At 38.4% G+C, this 18,637-nt stretch carries 18 protein-coding genes and 1 riboswitch; of the genes, 2 read left to right on the forward strand and 16 right to left on the reverse strand.

What is annotated here, in order from left to right:
- Window positions 1-501: 501 nt before the first annotated feature.
- The 8 genes from ESZ39_RS10625 to aroG all read right to left on the reverse strand — a co-directional run bounded on the left by ESZ39_RS10625 (window position 502) and on the right by aroG (window position 9,235).
- Window positions 502-1,326 carry a LytR/AlgR family response regulator transcription factor gene (locus ESZ39_RS10625; RefSeq protein WP_146879887.1) on the reverse strand — a complete coding sequence of 275 codons (825 nt, stop codon included), beginning with the start codon at window positions 1,324-1,326 and terminating at the stop codon, window positions 502-504.
- Window positions 1,323-2,396, reverse strand: coding sequence for a sensor histidine kinase (locus tag ESZ39_RS10630; RefSeq protein WP_146879888.1), 1,074 nt, complete (start codon window positions 2,394-2,396; stop codon window positions 1,323-1,325). Before ESZ39_RS10630 ends, ESZ39_RS10625 begins: the two co-directional genes overlap by 4 nt.
- A gap of 85 nt (window positions 2,397-2,481) precedes the next feature.
- Window positions 2,482-3,564, reverse strand: coding sequence for a phosphotransferase (locus ESZ39_RS10635; RefSeq protein WP_191321759.1), 1,083 nt, complete (start codon window positions 3,562-3,564; stop codon window positions 2,482-2,484).
- A gap of 105 nt (window positions 3,565-3,669) precedes the next feature.
- Window positions 3,670-4,350, reverse strand: coding sequence for a nicotinamide riboside transporter PnuC (gene pnuC / locus ESZ39_RS10640; RefSeq protein WP_146879890.1), 681 nt, complete (start codon window positions 4,348-4,350; stop codon window positions 3,670-3,672).
- Window positions 4,350-4,616: a hypothetical protein gene (locus ESZ39_RS10645; protein WP_146879891.1), complete on the reverse strand. Its 267-nt coding sequence runs from the start codon at window positions 4,614-4,616 to the stop codon at window positions 4,350-4,352. Before ESZ39_RS10645 ends, pnuC begins: the two co-directional genes overlap by 1 nt.
- A gap of 143 nt (window positions 4,617-4,759) precedes the next feature.
- Window positions 4,760-6,853: a TonB-dependent receptor gene (locus ESZ39_RS10650; protein ID WP_146879892.1), complete on the reverse strand. Its 2,094-nt coding sequence runs from the start codon at window positions 6,851-6,853 to the stop codon at window positions 4,760-4,762.
- Between the two features lie 133 nt (window positions 6,854-6,986).
- Window positions 6,987-7,101, reverse strand: a riboswitch (TPP riboswitch).
- Between the two features lie 150 nt (window positions 7,102-7,251).
- Window positions 7,252-7,620 carry an HIT domain-containing protein gene (locus tag ESZ39_RS10655; protein WP_146879893.1) on the reverse strand — a complete coding sequence of 123 codons (369 nt, stop codon included), beginning with the start codon at window positions 7,618-7,620 and terminating at the stop codon, window positions 7,252-7,254.
- Between the two features lie 559 nt (window positions 7,621-8,179).
- Window positions 8,180-9,235, reverse strand: coding sequence for a 3-deoxy-7-phosphoheptulonate synthase AroG (aroG, locus tag ESZ39_RS10665; RefSeq protein WP_146879895.1), 1,056 nt, complete (start codon window positions 9,233-9,235; stop codon window positions 8,180-8,182).
- A gap of 230 nt (window positions 9,236-9,465) precedes the next feature.
- On the opposite strand from aroG, the gene add reads away from it, so the two are divergent.
- Both add and deoD read left to right on the forward strand, forming a co-directional pair.
- Window positions 9,466-10,470, forward strand: coding sequence for an adenosine deaminase (gene add / locus ESZ39_RS10670; RefSeq protein WP_146879896.1), 1,005 nt, complete (start codon window positions 9,466-9,468; stop codon window positions 10,468-10,470).
- Window positions 10,471-10,641: 171 nt separating this feature from the next.
- Window positions 10,642-11,346 carry a purine-nucleoside phosphorylase gene (gene deoD / locus ESZ39_RS10675; protein ID WP_146879897.1) on the forward strand — a complete coding sequence of 235 codons (705 nt, stop codon included), beginning with the start codon at window positions 10,642-10,644 and terminating at the stop codon, window positions 11,344-11,346.
- A gap of 114 nt (window positions 11,347-11,460) precedes the next feature.
- Here deoD and ESZ39_RS10680 read toward each other — a convergent pair whose 3' ends face one another.
- The 8 genes from ESZ39_RS10680 to aroA all read right to left on the reverse strand — a co-directional run bounded on the left by ESZ39_RS10680 (window position 11,461) and on the right by aroA (window position 18,595).
- The gene (locus ESZ39_RS10680) at window positions 11,461-11,763 is read right to left on the reverse strand and encodes a ComEA family DNA-binding protein (RefSeq protein WP_146879898.1); all 303 of its coding nucleotides are present in this window, start codon (window positions 11,761-11,763) and stop codon (window positions 11,461-11,463) included.
- A 132-nt stretch (window positions 11,764-11,895) separates the two neighbouring features.
- Window positions 11,896-12,594 carry an orotidine-5'-phosphate decarboxylase gene (gene pyrF / locus ESZ39_RS10685; RefSeq protein ID WP_146879899.1) on the reverse strand — a complete coding sequence of 233 codons (699 nt, stop codon included), beginning with the start codon at window positions 12,592-12,594 and terminating at the stop codon, window positions 11,896-11,898.
- A 265-nt stretch (window positions 12,595-12,859) separates the two neighbouring features.
- Entirely contained in the window at window positions 12,860-14,029 is a 1,170-nt protein-coding gene (gene lapB / locus ESZ39_RS10690) for a lipopolysaccharide assembly protein LapB (RefSeq protein ID WP_146879900.1), read from the reverse strand.
- 1 nt (window position 14,030) lies between these two features.
- Window positions 14,031-14,282, reverse strand: coding sequence for a lipopolysaccharide assembly protein LapA domain-containing protein (locus ESZ39_RS10695; protein WP_146879901.1), 252 nt, complete (start codon window positions 14,280-14,282; stop codon window positions 14,031-14,033).
- Window positions 14,283-14,352: 70 nt separating this feature from the next.
- Window positions 14,353-14,640, reverse strand: a complete 288-nt coding sequence (ihfB, locus tag ESZ39_RS10700; RefSeq protein ID WP_077286743.1) for an integration host factor subunit beta — start codon at window positions 14,638-14,640, stop codon at window positions 14,353-14,355.
- Between the two features lie 98 nt (window positions 14,641-14,738).
- Window positions 14,739-16,406, reverse strand: coding sequence for a 30S ribosomal protein S1 (gene rpsA / locus ESZ39_RS10705; RefSeq protein ID WP_146879902.1), 1,668 nt, complete (start codon window positions 16,404-16,406; stop codon window positions 14,739-14,741).
- A 96-nt stretch (window positions 16,407-16,502) separates the two neighbouring features.
- Entirely contained in the window at window positions 16,503-17,195 is a 693-nt protein-coding gene (gene cmk, locus ESZ39_RS10710; protein ID WP_146879903.1) for a (d)CMP kinase, read from the reverse strand.
- Between the two features lie 41 nt (window positions 17,196-17,236).
- Entirely contained in the window at window positions 17,237-18,595 is a 1,359-nt protein-coding gene (gene aroA / locus ESZ39_RS10715; protein WP_223270349.1) for a 3-phosphoshikimate 1-carboxyvinyltransferase, read from the reverse strand.
- Between the last annotated feature and the right edge of the window lie 42 nt (window positions 18,596-18,637).

Raw genomic sequence — 18,637 nt, forward strand, 5'->3', positions numbered from 1 at the left:
TAGTTAAAATAGCTCAAGGCTGTGTTGCTCTCAATCCCAATAGCCAGCTATTGCTCAATCGAGCGCCTTACCTTGAATTATTTTTCCTGCGCACAACAAGATCACAAACTTAATGGAACTGGTATAACTCAAAACATTAGCCTTGGTTTATTAATAAATTGGGCTAGTTCTCTAGTAAAGGCAGAGCACATACTGGCAACATGTTTACTAAATGCTAGGGTTCTACACTAATATTCTACAAATATATCGTATGACTTAGTTTGTTTGATTTTTATGTCAATGTAGCTTTTCAATTTCGAAAGGTTGCAGCATTCCCTTAAAGTTACTTTTACTCGCGGTAGACTTCAAGCCACTATTTTGCACTAAAACGTTCACTTAGAATGACACCAATGCTCTGTCGCCTGCAAACGCGTTGTAACGTTTATCTTGGACATAACAATACATAAAATATCAAACATCGCTTGTTTGCTTTTTGCAATAAGCGCAATGTCATTCAGCGAGCTATGCAACTACCGCTTTTTTAACCTTTTCTTTATAACTACGGCTAACTTTTAACTCTTTGCCGTTTGTCATGACTAAATAGTATTCACCATTGAGCTGGCTGCAAAACTTATCAATATAACTTTTGTTCACTATGGTAGAACGGTGGCTGCGTAGAAATCGTCGAGGGTCTAACACTTCTTCAAGTTGTTTCATGGTTTTACGCAAAATATGGGTATTATCGTTGGTATGAACACACATATAATCGCCGGCAGCGTCGATCCATAAAATATCTTTTACCGGCACCCGGCTAACTTCTCCAGCATCTTTTATCGCTAGTACATCTGAATAGCGAGAAACACTGACCGGTTCGTTATTTTCTAGCTCTTGTAATATTTTATCACAATCGTTACCCGTAACATCGCTGACTAAACGCACCAACTTAGATTTGTGAAGGGCATTGACCTCACTACTGATACTTTGACGTATTTTATCTAAGGTTTGAGCAAGGCGTTGTTCGTCAGCAGGTTTAAGCAGGTAATCTTGTGCATGTACCTCAAAAGCTTGCATAGCGTATTGATCAAAAGCGGTAACAAATACCACCATAGGCAAATGCAAACCCTGTGCGATAATGGCTTCAACGACTTCAAAACCATTTAAACCTGGCATTTGAATATCAAGAAATATTAAGTCAGGTTGATAGGTTCGAACCGCTTCTAATGCTTCTCTACCATTAGTACATTGGGCAATAATGTCGATATCTTTGTGCTCTTGCAGACGAACCGCTAAGCCTTTTCTAGCAAGGGGTTCATCATCAACAATTATGGTACTGAGCTGCTTGCTCATATTCGGCCGCCAACTTCATAAGGAATTCGTATACTGATTTTAACACCAGTGGGTATATTGTTGGCAACAACTAACGAAAAATCATTCTGATATAAGGCTTGTAATCGTTCTCGGGTATTAACCAAACCAACACCATTTTCACGAAATAAGTGACCATTTTTAATTTCTGCGCCTGGACCATCATCAGCCAACTCAATCAGTAAGTCGTTACCAAAACGATGTACGGCCACGTTAATTGCACCGCCTTGCTCTTGTACTGCTACCGCATGTTTTATTGAGTTTTCAGCTAAGGGTTGTAATATCATGCTCGGCACTAAGGCTAAGTTACAGTCGCTAGCAACATGAAAGGTGACTTGTAAGCGTTCTTCAAAACGTACTTTTTCAATGTCTAAATAAAGCCTGAGAGCCTGCAACTCACTATCGAGTGTGACTCGCTTCATAGGATCTTTCTCTAGCGAGTAACGTAAAAATTCACTTAACTTAGTAACCATGCCATTGGCTGCTTTGTTTTCTTGCACCAAAATTAGCGTTGATATCGCGTTTAGGGTATTAAACAAAAAGTGAGGGTTAAGCTGATAACGTAGCATTTTTAACTGTGCTTGATGGGCAACTGTATTGGCACGCAATACATTCTGTTTTTCTTTTTGCAGCATTTGATAATATTTAGTACCAAAATATAAAGCGCTCCAACTTAAAATAATGAAGAAAGATAACAAGCTATTTTTTGTGTAATAAAGCCAAAAATCGGGTTGATAGCCATGTTTGTATATTTCCCAATAATTGATATTTTTTACCACTTGCCACAGTACACCTGTGCAATAAGACGTCAAAATCACCACAATGGCAATTTTTAATGGTGCAAAATTCCAAACACGGCGGTAAATATACCTTAATGGAGCGGTAAGTAACCAACCGGCATAAGTATTCAATAAGATAATAATCAGAAAAATATCGCGTAAATCGTGCAACAATGAACCTAGGTAATGTACTAAGGCAAAACCACACCAACCAGCTGTATGAACCAACCAAAATAAGCGATTTCTATTTTCTACAAACTCTTTCCAATTCACACAAGGTACCAATCAGTGGGGTTAGTGCAATTATGCGCTAAGCACACAACTCTAGCACTACCACTAATCTTAAGATTTGTACGCCTTATCTCATTTCATCTAAGACCCTATTTGCCTGTGAATGCCTCTTTGCCAGTAAGATTAATTGCTTTGTTGACAATACTTTGTATTTTATTAGCTTACGTCCCTGATATTGCCACAAATACCATAAACTATTGATTAAAAGTGAAAAATCAAGGTAACACGTAACCAATATTGTCGACGTAGCAGTATTTCCCTGTGTATTCACTGTTAAATTGTCGACAATACCTGTTGAATTTTTTTGCTGATTTAGGCTAATTAAAGCCTGCTGATAGAGCGAAGTAATCGTTTCAACTTTACTGCTATCAATACCATTAACCGCCATTAGCATCGCAAGATCGTAAGCTACCGGCGCGATACATGCACATTCAAAATCAATTATTTTATATAAGTTTTCTGTGTTTTTAGTATCATTTTTCAACGCCATAACATTGCTAAAATTAGCGTCACCATGACAAAAGACTTGTTTGGTGTGCTGCACTATTTTATTGGCCTTAGCCAAGTTTTGCTGCAACACATTGCTTAAGGATTTTAGCGCTTGTTGCTGAGCAAAACTAAGTGCTATATTTTGTAATAATTGCTGAATAGTGGCGGATATATCAAGCTCAGATAAATAAAATTGTTTTGATCGTTGCTCATCGGTTGGTGATATTGTCTGTACTACGTTTTGATGATTGCTGTGACTATTTTCGCTGTTACTAATAGTACTCGGTAAGGAAATGCTATGACAGCGCGCCAATAGCGCTATTGTAATAGCTAATTTTTCTGCTTCACTTTGATAACCGTTATCAAGCCCCTGACCGGCTATAAACTCGGTAATTAACCAGTTTTGTTCAACATATATCAGCTTAGGAGAAATTCCATATCTGGCCGCAAGTTCACTGGCAAAAGGCTCGATACTATCAGCGATTAAATACTTGGCGAAATAGGCTTTATTTTCATAATTAACTTGAAAACAGGGTTGGCTTAGCCCCGCATCAATGACACTAATACTATCTCTCTTGAGTTCATTAAAACAAGGTAGATAACTTAACTTCAGTGCTAGCGACTCTTGTCCCCGGTCTATTATTGCTTGCTCAAATTTCAAAATGCTTCCCACAAATCGCTATTACTCTAAGTTTTATCCGAGACTCTATTGGTTTTTCTATGCGACTTTTTATACAACTTTTTATACAACTTTTTATATGGAAGGTTATCCTACAACAGAATTATTGATGCACAGGTTATTGTGCTCTTGGCTAAATTGCAGTTTATATTGTTTGCGCCATTGCCAGTAACCATAAACCGCTAAGATCACGAAGCCACCAAATAGTGCTGCTGTTGGGATCAAACCCTTTTCAAGATAGAGATATATCGAGACAATATCAATAACAATAAAGTATAACCAATTCTCTAATACCTTTTGGGTAATTAAATAGGTCGCAAACACCGCAAAAACTGTCGTCGCACTATCAAGATACGGAAAATGTGCTGGGGTATAAGTCGCCATTAACCAACCTAAAGCTAAAGACACAAGGGTTAAAGCCAAAATAATGCCACAATGGCGCTGTAAGGTCCATTGGCTGTATAAAAGCGTCTTCGAATGGCTATTTTCTTTTGTGTTTGTGATGTTATTTTTATGCCAACAAAACCAACCATAAACAGCCATTAATAAATAATATAACTGTAATAAACTGTCCATCCAAAGATAAACATCATAAAAAATAATCGTATATAACACAGTACTTAATATAGCAGCAGGCCAGCACCAAATATTACCTTTTGCTGCTAAAACCACATACAGCAATGATGCTGCAACCGCGATTAACTCGAATAAGGGCAAGGTAGTAAAATAAGTAATAATTTCACTGGTTGCACTAATAGCACTCGCCATTATGTTTCGGCTTCTACAACAGAGCGATCGCCGCCTATAAACTTGCAAATAAAAACCGCGGCATTGAGCGTTTGATGCACATGTTTAATTTCTGCCATGACATGTTTAGTAGCTAAATCGTAATCGCCGAATACTTGAGTACTCATACCGTTGGTAACTACTTTAAGCTCTGACACTAAGCGTAAACGTTTAATAAACGCCCAAATTTCTGTTTTAAACTTTTCTTCTGCTAACGGATATAAACTGATTTCAATTGATATTTTCATAAATAACTTTCTTCTTATTTGGCTAGAACAGCGGTGTAGCGTATTAAACCCTGAGTCGAACAGGCTACACCATTCATTGATACTTAAACTATTTGCTAAACCTAAGAGGCTAAACCTAAGAGACTAGTATTTAACTATACCCCCTAGAAATCATAGTTAAATGTTGCGCCAAAAACAGCCGGCTCAGCTAACTGGTAATAGGCTTTTGCGGTATATTCGTCTCTTGGATCATTGCCAAAGTAAAACCCACGCGTAGCATAACTTTCATCAAACAAATTACGCGCCCATAATTTCACTTGCCAGTCATCTTTTGTATAACTAATTGACATATTAACCACTTCAATTGCTGCAGATTTTTCTTGATGACTATCAGAGAATAAAAACTCATCTTTACCATCAACAGAAATATTCACCTGTAAGTGATCAGATAATTGATAGTTCAAACCAAGATTAAATTGGTAACTAGGTGCATGCGCTTGTTCGTCACCTGATTTATCATTGCCGTTAGCATCAATAAAACCATTATATTTTGTATCTAATAGTCCAATAGCGCCATAGATTTCAAATACTGGACTGATCTGCCACCCTGCTTCTAGTTCAAGACCTAAATTGGTGCCGGTTGCCGCATTACCTAAATATGACACAAAGTCGGTACTGCCATCTTCACGTTCTTTTAAAAATGACGTGCGTACCTGCATGTCATCCCTGTCCATATAAAATACTGCGCTACGAACATAGGCTTGATTATCCAATAAACTCACTTTATAGCCTAATTCGTAATTCCACAAATACTCAGGAGTAAACTCACGTAAGTTAGTTGGCAGACTGCCTTCGGTGTTTGCACCCCCTGCCTTGTAGCCGCGATTTACTGAGCCATAGAATAAATTATTTTTATCCATTTGATACGATAACACCACTTTACCACCCACCATGGTATCACTTGGACCAAAGCTAAGTTGCTCTGAATCGGTATAATCTGAGTTTCTACGCTCTAACCTTAAGCCCGTTGTTAGGCTTAACTGCTCAGTAAGTTGGCTATCAAATTGCACAAATGCAGCAATATTATCGCTATCAAAAGACGAGGTAAAGTCACTAGACAAATAAGTATATTGACGTAATAAGTCTGCTTTTTCTTGCTTGAAGTATATTCCTGTTACCCAAGCGGTACTGCCATTAAAAATTTCGCCTCCTTGCTCTGAAAGCGCTCTTAGCTCAAGTGTTGCTGATGTTTTATCACGAAAATAATGATCTTCTGAGCTATATTCCCAAGCCGGACGAATACCCACATAGGCCCAATCTTCATCATAGCCATAGTCTAAAGCTGAGTCAGCATAGCTAATAATAGTCTCAAGCGTAAAATCACTAAAACCTTGATAAGTAAATTTAGTGGCTAATGCTTTAGTGTCTTGGCGATCAAAACCCGGTTGGTCTGATAAGGTATGGTGGGTATTATCCAGTGAAAAGGCATCGTAGCCATTATTAAAATCAGCAATAAATGTCGTTATATCAATGGTTAAGTCTTTGCTCAGCTCAATAGCTAATTTACCACGCATGGTTAATTCATCACGGTTGTTAGTGTTATCACGATTTAAAAAATCATTATCGATAAAACCATCACTACGGTACTGTTCAACCGCTAAGCGGTAATTTACCTTTTCAGTCGCTGGACCAGATAAAACCAAACCCGCGCTATAGCTGTCATAATTGCCGGCAGATAGTCGTACTTTACCTTCAAAAACATCGGTCGGTGCACTTGAGGTAATATTAATCATGCCCGCCATGGCATTAGCACCAAAACGAGTGCCTTGGGGACCACGATAAACTTCAACTTGTTCAACATCAAAAGTTGACGCTATGCTGCCGATACCAGAAAAATCTATACCGTCAATAACTAAACCAACGGATGGATTAATCGGTTCTTTAAACTGGCTACGCTCGCCAATACCACGAATTTGATAATACCTAGCGCGCTGAGTGCCACTAGAGAAATTAACATTGGGTGTTCGAGCGATTATTTCTTCTAGGTTCTGTGCATTACGCGCGCTAATTTCATCACTAGCGATCACAGATAAAGAACTAGCCGTTTTTTGTAATGACATAGAGCGGAAATCACCATCAATGGTAATAACTTCTATTGCTTGCTCTGTCGTGTTAATTGGGCTGTCAGCGGCAAAAGTTGTGGAGGCAACAATGCTAGTTAAAATAGCTAGAGTAATAGGTGATTTTGTAAATTTCATTATGATCTCATAAATTCGATTAGGAATACGTTATGGGATCCGGCATGGGGAGTGAGATAGCTGCTCGATATTAATCTGTAGCATTATAGTTACCAGCGAGTAAGGCCTAAAATATAAAGTTACAGAACGGTAATGCGATTAGCTTAACCATTCCTACGCCGGTACTATCCGGTTCAGGTTCTAAGGGTTCGCTTCACATCTCAGCCACTAAAATTGTTAACAATTTTTAGGCACCCCTTGGTTCGATATGCATACTAACAATATTTATTTAAAAGTACAGCGTAAAAACCTAAATAGGCACAAATTTTTATACTGTCTTATACTGTCTTATATTAACTTCAGCGATAGGTAGTAAGTAATGACCTGTAACTAATAAGATATTTATTTAAGCGCCTAATTTACTTAGGGTTTAACATTCTGCCTAACGGTTCTCCACCCACCAAGTGCAGATGAATATGATAAACCTCTTGGCCACCGTGTTGATTACAATTCATAATCAAACGATAGCCGTCTTCCGCTATGCCCTCTGCTTTTGCCAGTTTCTTCGCAACAGTAAACATACGACCAATAGTCAGCTCGTCTTCTGCCTCAATATCATTAACCGTTGGAATGAGCTTATTAGGCACAATTAAAATATGACTTTTAGCTTGCGGGCTAATATCACGAAACGCCGAAACTAGTTCATCTTGAAAAAGTAACGGTGCTGGAATTTCTTGGCGAATAATTTTTGAAAATATGGTTTCTGCTGCCGTATTGTTATCAGCCATGGTTTAACCTCTTTATGCTTATGAATTTTTAGATATTGATAATACCAATCCCATTAAGTTATTACTCACTTGTACTAGTTAAAATAGCTCAAGGCTGTGTTGCTCTCAATCCCAATAGCCAGCTATTGCTCAATCAAGCGCCTTACCTTGAGTTATTTTTCCTGCGCACAACAAGATCACAAATTTAATGGAACTGGTATAATACCAATCCCATTAAGTTATTGCTCACTTGTACTCGTTAAAATAGCTCAAGGCTGTGTTGCTCTCAATCCCAATAGCCAGCTATTGCTCAATCGAGCGCCTTACCTTGAGTTATTTTTACTGCGCACAACAAGATCACTTAATTAATCAAATTGGTATAACTTATAGTTTAACGACAAATACACTGGTGACAAAGCAATATGTCATCAGTGTATTAAATTCTTATGCTTTAATTAACTGAGTTAATTCACTATCACTGATTGGCTATCACAAAAAACGCCAGTCAGAAATTAACTGACTGGCGTAATCAATAGTCTATTTTTCTTTATTTTGTGTTATCTAGTGCTAATTAAAATGACTACAGTGCGCGGCGCTGGATGACGGCTTGAGCAAGTTCAGCCAGTAAAGTTTCAGTATCTTGCCAGCCAATACAGGCATCGGTGATACTTTGGCCATATGTGCCCGTTTCACCAAGTGCTAAGTCTTGACGACCTTCAATTAAATGGCTTTCTACCATCACACCAAAAATCTGCTTATTACCGTCACTCATTTGTTGACAAACATCACGGCAAACTAACATTTGGTTCTCAAACTTTTTGCTGCTGTTAGCATGACTAAAGTCGATCATAATATTGGTATTTAAACCAGATTTATCAAGCTGCTCAGTAACCGCTTTAACACTATCAGCATCAAAGTTTGTGCTTCTACCACCACGTAAAATTATATGACAGTCTTCGTTACCTGTGGTTTCAACAATAGCAGAATGGCCATATTTTGTTACCGAAAGGAAGTGATGTGAAGCACTAGCAGCGCCAATAGCATCAATAGCGACTTTAATCGTACCATCAGTACCATTTTTAAAACCGACGGGGCATGACAAACCTGACGCCAATTCTCGATGCACTTGACTTTCTGTAGTGCGAGCACCAATAGCACCCCAACACATGAAATCAGCCATATATTGCGGGGTAATCATATCTAAAAACTCACCAGCGGTAGGTAGACCTAAGTTATTTAAATCAAGCAGTAACTTACGGCCAATACGCAAACCATCGTTAAGTTGGAAGCTATTGTCCATATAAGGGTCGTTAATAAGACCTTTCCAGCCAACAGTAGTTCTTGGCTTTTCAAAGTAAACTCGCATAACAATTTCTAACGTGTCTTGATATTTTTCACGTAATTTAACTAACCGCTCACCATATTCCAAGGCCGCTTTGGGGTCGTGTATCGAACATGGCCCGATAACCACAAGCAAACGATCATCTTGATTATTAAAAATGTCACTTATGGCTTTTCTGCCAGCAAAAACCGACTTTGTTGCTTGTTCTGATGAAGGAAATCGCTCAAGTAATGCGATAGGAGGTAAAAGTTCTTTGATGTTTTTAATACGAACGTCGTCGGTTTGCTCAAACATATTTTTTTCTCTTTATACTGCGAATAATTGCTACTTAATATTTACGTCTAGACACCTAGATGATTAGTCTCTTAGTTAATTTATCAGTGTTATCACGCTAATAGCAACATAAAATACGAAAAAGACGGTATAATAAGATTATCTTACATCAGAGCAAGATAAATACGCTTATTGTAGAAAACTCTGATCGTACTTTTCATCAAACATATTCATCTAGGTTGCCAATAACTATGACGCATTCTCAGCTACCATTAATTGATTTACACCGACATTTAGACGGTAATATTCGCCCTAAAACTATTTGGGCATTAGCACAAAAGCATCACATCATTTTGCCTGAAACTAACTTTGAAGCCTTTATTCCACATGTGCAAGTACAAGGCAGTGAAAGCGATTTATTAGCTTTTCTCAGTAAACTTGATTGGGGCGTTGCGGTCCTTAAAACTTTAGACGATTGTAAACGTATAGCATTTGAAAACGTTGAAGATGCCTTTAACGCTGGTATCCATTATGCAGAATTACGCTTTTCACCCTATTACATGGCCATGAAAAATAACCTTGTGGTTGCTGATGTTGTCGCCGCCGTTATTGATGGTGTTAACGCAGCATGTAAAATCTACGATGTAAAAATTAACCTTATTGGTATTTTAAGTAGAACCTTTGGTGTAGAAAAGTGCCAAGTGGAGTTAGACGCCCTACTTACCCATAAGCAACATTTAATTGCGGTTGATTTAGCTGGAGATGAATACAATTTTCCCGGTGAAATGTTTGTTGAGCATTTTAATCAAGTACAAAAAGCACAATTACATGCCACTATCCATGCGGGTGAAGCGGCAGGACCTGAAAGTATTTGGCAAGCAATAAATCAATTACATGCTAAACGCATTGGTCATGGTGTTGCGTGTCGTTATGATGAGAAACTTATGGATTATATGATAAAACATGATATTGCCATTGAGTCTTGTTTAACGTCAAACTATCAAACCGGTACCATTAAAGAGTTAAGCCAACACCCGATCAAAGACTTTCTAGCCCGTGGATTATTGGTTTGTTTAAATACTGACGACCCTGCGGTACAAGGTATTGAGTTAAAAAATGAATATAAAATTGCTCGTGACCTACTAGGTTTTGATGATAACGATATCAAGCAACTGCAAGAAAATTCACTTAAGGCCAGTTTTTTATCAGACAGTGAAAAATCAGCGTTAAAGCAAAAAGTGCTTAATAACCGCTAACACAAGGTAAGTTATCACTGGATCATCGAGCGCTTTTTCAGTTAGAATCCTATTTTAAATATTTAAAAACATATCAGTAAAACACCCTTGATAGCGGCTGAATTAATAACAGATATCAGCAATGGCTAAAAACTTACTGTGATTGCACACCACTAACAAGGGTTAACTCTCATGGCAACAGCACACATAGAAGCAAACGCAGGTGATTTCGCCAAAACGGTACTTATGCCAGGCGATCCACTACGCGCAAAATATATAGCAGAAAATTTTCTTGATGACGCAAAATGTGTCACCCGTGTACGTAACATGTTTGGTTACACAGGTAGTTATAAAGGCAAGCCGGTTTCAGTGATGGGCTCTGGGATGGGCATACCATCAATTTCTATCTACGCGACAGAATTATATAGAGACTATGGCGTTGAAAGTATTATTCGCATTGGCTCTTGTGGCGCAGTGCGTGATGATATAAAACTACGCGACATCATTGTAGGTATGGCCGCAAGCACAGATTCAAATGTTAATCGTTCACGTTTAAATGGTTGTGACTTCGCCGTTACAGCTGATTTTGACTTGCTGCATAACGTAGTGAAAACGGCTGAAAAAACGGGTAAAAAGATTCGTGTTGGTAATATTTTTACCTCTGACTTGTTTTACACACCACAACCAGAAATGTTTGCCTTAATGGAAAAGTACGGCATTTTAGCGGTTGAAATGGAAGCCGCAGGTTTGTATGGGGTTGCTGCTGAGTATGGCAAAAAAGCACTAACGGTATTAACGGTGAGCGATCATATTAAAACTGGTGAGCAAACCACTGCTGATGAACGTGAAACAACCTTCAAAGGTATGATGGAATTGACCCTAGATAGTCTGTTGTAAATAATAGGCTAAATATGAGAAAGCCAGTTATCACACCGACTTTCTCATGTTAAAACCATTAATACTATAATATCTAGCATAATGAGTTCACTGCTGGTGTAAAGTCACCAAGAATTACAACTTAATCCTCCCTTTATTAAGTTGTAATGTGCGCTGGCCTATACCTTTAACATTCCGTAAATCATCAAGAGAATTAAATACACCATTTAACTCTCGATAAGCGATGATTGCTTTTGCTCGTTTTTTTCCAATACCTTTTAATAAAGCTAAAGTTTCAGTATCAGCTTTATTAATATCAATAACTTGTATTTCTTGAGGTGAGATCGCTACTGGCGTTTCGTTTAAGCCTGCCGCTTTAAGTGGCATTGACATCACCGTAAATAAAATAACAAGAGAATAACAGATATGCTTTTTCATAAGACCTTCCTTCTAATAAAATGAATTTCCATATAGGTGAACTATCATAAATAATAATTCACTTTATTAGGTTTAGAAGTCTTATTGTTATTTGTCAAATAGATAGGATAAAATTTAATTTAATCGTTGAATCTAAGAACTAATTGATTGATTAATTTCTTGTAATACAGCCTGAGGATTTTCCGCTTTGGTGATCGGTCGACCAATCACTAAATAGTCAACGCCAATATCAATCGCTTTTTTAGGCGTCATAATACGTTTTTGATCATCAGCATTAGTCCCTACTGGACGTATACCTGGCGTTACTAACTTAAATTCTTTACCCAACAATTGCTTTAGTGATTCGGCTTCCATTGCTGAGCACACAACACCGTCTAAGCCGGCTTTTTTAGTCAACGATGCTAGATGCAGTACGTGTTCAGCTGGTGATTTAGTAATACCTATTCCAGCTAAATCTTCTGGCCCCATGCTGGTTAACACAGTAACCGCGATCAACAAGGGTGCTTTATCGCCATAGGGCAATAAAGCTGCTTTGGCGTTTTCCATCATTTTAAGACCGCCAGAAGCGTGAACATTAACCATCCAAACTCCTAAATCAGCAGCGGCTGCAACCGCTTTAGCGACCGTATTAGGGATATCATGAAATTTTAAATCCAGAAAAACATCAAAATCACGCAGAACAAGTTCTTTAACAAAATCAGGGCCAAAGTGAGTAAACATTTCTTTACCTACTTTTAATCGACAATCACTCGGCTGAATTTTATCTACAAAAGATAATGCCTCATCTTTGTTATCAAAATCTAACGCCACAACAACTTTCGCATCTCTCATGCTGTTTTCCTTACTCGGTAAATATTATGTTTCAATTATTTATCTTAGTAGCTCAAAATTTTGAGCTACTAAGACTGTAAATTTAGGCGCTAAAATGTAGTATTATACCAATTTGATTAATTAAGTGATCTACTTTTTCATGAGGAAAAATGAAGAAATACAAGGCATAAAATTTAGTAAGTAGTTATTCTACTTATAAATTTTATAACGCTGTAGTTTTTTATTTTAACCATTAAAAATGAGCAGGTAATTAATCAACTTGGTATTACTCGCCATCTAAACCCCGTACGGGTTTAAGTTGCTCCCAATCATGGCATGAAGGACATGACCAATAATGGGTACTAGAATTAAAACCACAGCTTCTACAACTATAACGGTGCTTAACATTTAAATAGGCTGAAACAAGCTCGCGGATCACTTCAAGGTTTTCTGAAGTATTTTCAGACTCACCATCATTCATTTGCATCTTCACAAAATGCTTAAAGCCACGAATAGTAGGTCGGCGCTTTAATGCCGATAAAATAAATTTTTTCGCCTGGTTAACACCTTTAACTTGCTCAACATGGGTTAAATATTTGATAAGAGCAGACGTAGCACCCGTTTCCTCGTAAACTTTTTTAATAAATTGAAAAAACTCTTCTTCAGCATCAAGTGCTTGATAACAAATAAACATTTGTTCTATTACATCAGGGAAAAATTCTTTATCTTGCTCATAAATAGCCTTGTAACATTGGCAAGCTTCATTGTATTGCTGATGATTTTCATATATTTGTGCCATCAGCCAATTTGCTCGCGATGAATTAGGATCATGACTTAATGCATTGTCTAATAGCTCAATGACCGCAATAAATTCATCTTTTTCTAATGCTCGTGAAGCCAGTTCACAATAAAAATTAGCTAAAGTATGTAAGAGTTTTGTATCACGAGTTTTGGCAATAGCTTTTTTAAGCGCAATACCTTGTTGCCAATCTTTAGTTGATTGGTAAATCTGCATTAAAGCGCTTAATGATTTTAAACCATAAATTTTTGATTTTAGTAGTTTATGAAACATCGCTTCAGCACGATCATATAAACCGGCGCTGAGGAAGTCTTTTGCCAGCTCAAATACTGCTTGCTGTTTGGCACTATTGGGTAAGTGTTTTTGACGTACTAAATGCTCATGCACTTTCAATGCTCTATCAAGCTCACCACGGCGTCTAAATAAATTCGCCATAGCAAAATGAGCTTCTACCGTATCATCTTCAACCTTTAACGCTTCAAGTAGATAATCAATCGCTTTATCTTGTTGATTTGAAAATAAGTAGTTTAATCCGGTGGAGTATTTAATAGAAAGTTCTTGTGTCGCAGAATGATCGTTTTGTTTAACGCTATTGCGCCCCATAAACCAGCCATAGCCCATGGCAACCGGTAACAATAAGAATAATAATCCTAGCATACTAAGACTTCTTCTCCGTATTCAGTTGATTATTTTTAGTGGTTTTTATCATGCCAAGCAGCTTCCAAAACAAAGCAAACAATAATCCTAACACAAAACCAATTGAGGTAAATAAACTCACGGCTGCAGCAACTGAAAGATTAGTTTTTGCAATCAAATAATTTAAGCTCAGTACTTGATCGTTTTGACTACCAAAAACAAACGCGATGGCAAGTAAGATAAGAAAAAGAATAACAGTAATATAAAGGCGCATAATAGTTCGTCCAAAACAACACAAAAAAAAGGCATGCTAATAGCATGCCGTTTAGTCATCAATTCTGCAATTACGCGATTGAAAGGTTTACTCTTTCACGTAATTCTTTACCAGGTTTAAAATGTGGAACATATTTTCCGTCAAGCTCGACAGACTCGCCAGTTTTTGGGTTCCGTCCCACACGAGGAGCACGATAATGCAACGAAAAGCTGCCAAAACCTCTAATTTCAATACGCTCACCTTTTGACAAAGTGTGCGCCATCATTTCAAGAATTTCTTTAATAGCTTGTTCTACATCTTTCGCAGCTAAATGATTTAATTTATCTGCTAATCTTTCAATGAGTTCTGACTTGGTCATATGACCTCCAGTGTTCACTATAGCTTCGCGCCATCGGATTTAAACATTAAAGAAGAACTGCTTTAATGCAGCTCTTCTTCTCTTGGTATTGCTAGGAATTATATCTTAGCGTTTTTAAACGCTTCAGCCATTGCACTTAGACCAGATTCTTCTTCTGGAGCTTGGTTCAATGTATCCATAGCTTCACGTTCGTCTGCTTGATCTTTAGCTTTGATTGATAAGCTGATAGTGCGATTCTTACGATCAACACCAACAAACTTAGTTTCAACGCTGTCATCAACAGATAATTCAGTAGTCGCATCTTCGATACGTTCACGTGAAATATCAGCAACACGAAGGTAACCTTCAACGCCTTCGGCTAATTCAATTTTAGCGCCTTTAGCGTCTACTTCAATAACCTTACCTGTAACAATAGCACCTTTTTTGTTATCTGCAAGATATTGATTAAACGGGTCATCTTCAGTTTGTTTAACACCTAAAGAGATACGCTCGCGCTCTGGATCAACCTGTAGTACTACCGCTGAAATCTCATCACCTTTCTTGTATTCACGAACAGCTTCTTCACCGCCAGCCCATGAAATATCAGATAAGTGAACAAGACCATCAATGCCGCCGTCAAGACCAATAAAGATACCAAAGTCAGTAATTGACTTGATCTTGCCTGATACTTTATCGCCTTTGTTGAAGTTCTTAGCGAACTCTTCCCAAGGGTTCGGGATACATTGTTTAAGGCCAAGAGAAATACGACGACGTTCTTCGTCAATTTCAAGCACCATAACTTCAACTGTATCACCTAAGTTAACAACTTTAGATGGGTGGATGTTTTTGTTAGTCCAATCCATTTCAGAAACGTGAACTAGACCTTCAACGCCTTCTTGAATTTCAACAAAACAACCGTAGTCAGTTAAGTTAGTTACGCGACCAGTAAGCTTAGCGCCTTCAGGGTAACGCTTAGCGATAGCAACCCATGGATCTTCGCCTAACTGCTTCATACCTAGAGATACACGAGTACGCTCACGATCGAATTTCAGTACTTTAACTTGAATTTCATCACCAACATTTACGATTTCGCTTGGGTGCTTAACACGTTTCCAAGCCATATCTGTGATGTGAAGTAGGCCGTCAATGCCGCCTAAGTCTACGAATGCACCGTAGTCAGTAAGATTCTTAACAATACCTTTAACTTCAATGCCTTCAGCAAGAGAAGCTAGTAGTTCATCACGTTCAACACTGCTTTCTGATTCAATAACAGCACGACGAGATACAACTACGTTATTACGCTTTTGATCAAGCTTAATAACTTTAAATTCTAAATCTTTACCTTCAAGATGAGTAGTATCACGAATAGGACGTACATCTACTAATGAACCAGGTAAGAAAGCACGGATGTTACTAACTTCAACTGTGAAACCACCTTTAACTTTACCGTTGATAACACCGATAATAGTTTCTTTTTCTTCATATGCTTTTTCAAGTACTTGCCATGCTTCATGACGTTTAGCGTCATCACGAGAAAGAATAGTTTCACCGAAACCATCATCTGTAGCTTTAAGCGACACATCAACTTCATCACCAACAGATACTTCTACTTCGCCTGTAAGGCTTTTGAATTGATCGATTGAAATAACAGATTCAGATTTTAAGCCAGCGTCTACTAAAACGTTGTCTTTTGTGATGGCGACTACAGTCCCTTTGATAATTGAACCAGGACGTGTTTCGATCGTTTTTAAGCTTTCTTCGAATAGTTGTGCAAAATTTTCAGTCATAACTTGTATATAAACTCAGTTATTAATCCAGTCAACGTCATTGTTTCATGGGGTAATTAAATAGTTGCCCAGTGCATCCTTACAGTAGGCTATAGGTTAATGTTCAGTTTGCATTAATCTTTCATTACTAAATGAAAGGATTTTACTAACCACTTCTTCAATAGAAAGTTCAGTAGAATCAATAATTAACGCACCTTCTGCAGCAACAAGCGGCGCCACCTTGCGGTTTTGATCTCGCTCGTCTCTCAGACGTATGTCATCCAAAAGGCGCATTATTTTAACATCAAAGCCCTTTTCTTTCAACTGATTAAATCTTCTTTGCGCCCTTTCTTCAGCGCTGGCGGTCAAAAACACCTTAACTGGCGCATCAACAAATACTATAGTACCCATGTCACGACCATCAGCAACTAAACCAGGTGTAACTTTAAAAGCACGCTGGCGTCGCAGTAATGCTTCACGCACACGAGGAAACGCAGCAACTTTTGATGCTAAAGCGCCTATTTCTTCTGTACGAATGGCGTTAGATACATCTTCGCCTTCCAAAATGACTTTACCTTCACCTTTATTACCGGTTTGAAACTGTACATCAAGATTCGCTGCTACCGGTAATAAGGACTGTTCGTCTTCTACGCTAATATTATGGTGCTGAGCTGCTACGGCTAATACCCGATAAATGGCACCACTATCTAATAAGTGCCAACCTAGTTGCTCAGCGACAATATGCGCAACGGTACCTTTACCCGCACCACTTGGTCCATCAATTGTAATTACAGGGATTTGTTGGTTCATTCAATTCTTCCTAGCTGACTTTTTTCTAACACCATAAGGTGCTAGTTATTTGGGATTAACGTCAATCCTACTTGGTTTGCTAATGCAACAAAATTTGGAAACGAAGTCGCCACATTGTCACACTCTAAAATTGTTATTTCACCGGTAGCTCTTAGCGAGCTAATAGCAAATGACATAGCAATACGATGATCGTCATGACTTTCAACCGTACCTGAGGTTAGCTGACCACCGGTAATATCAATACCATCAGGGTAAACGGTACAATCAATACCTAGCTCGACTAAGCCATCTGCCATTGCTTGAATACGATCACTTTCTTTAACCCGTAATTCTTCAGCACCTCTTAATCGTGTAATACCGGTTGCACAAGCCGCAGCAATAAATATCGCTGGGAACTCGTCTATAGCAAGTGGCACATCACGTTCATCAATATCGATACCTTTAAGCGGCGAAGATGATACCACAAGATCGGCAACAGGTTCACCTCCTGCTAGTCGTTCATTGGTAACAAGAATTTTCCCGTTCATTTGCTGTAAAATATTAATGGCTCCGATACGTGTTGGATTCATCCCAACATTACGAATAGTTATTTGTCCTTCTTTGGCAATTAAGCCCGCTACCATAAAAAAAGTAGCGGAAGATATGTCGCCAGGCACTTGAATGTCACAGGCAGTTAACTTATGGCCACCTTCAATGGATATTTTCTTACCTTGTTCAGTTTCTATCGACTTAACCGGATAACCAAATGCGGTTAACATGCGTTCTGTATGATCGCGCGTAATGCCAGGTTCAGTCACCGACGTTGTACCATTGGCATACATACCCGCCAATAACACACACGATTTTACTTGTGCACTGGCCATCGGTAACAAATAGTCAATGGCATTAAGTTTTTCATCTGCGGCTAAACCACTACACACCACTGGCGGCGTGCCGTCACTAGCGGCGGTAATATTAGCGCCCATCAGTTGTAATGGGGTGATCACTCGCCCCATTGGACGTTTGTTTAAAGAATTATCGCCAGCCATACGAGTTTCAAAGCGTTGGCCTGCTAAAATACCTGACAGTAGTCTGATTGATGTGCCTGAGTTACCAATATCTAATAATGCTTCTGGTTTGCTCAGACCATGTAAACCTTTACCATGCACGGTGACATTATGTTCGCTATCTGGGCCTTCAATTTCAATACCCATGGCTTTAAATGTATTCATCGTTGCCAAACAGTCTTGACCCGGTAAAAAACCACTAATATGTGTGGTGCCTTCAGCAAGCGCGCCAAACATTATAGAACGGTGAGAACAGGACTTATCACCCGGTACTAAAATATTTCCACTGACTTTATTGCTAGGTTTCGCTGTTATCGTTAAGGTATTATTTTTTTTATCTTGTAGGTTTGACATTATGATTCCAGTTAAGTTTTTCATTTACGGAAACTTCCCGCT

Source organism: Colwellia sp. C1TZA3, from assembly GCF_007954265.1.
Classification (GTDB): Bacteria; Pseudomonadota; Gammaproteobacteria; order Enterobacterales; family Alteromonadaceae; genus Cognaticolwellia.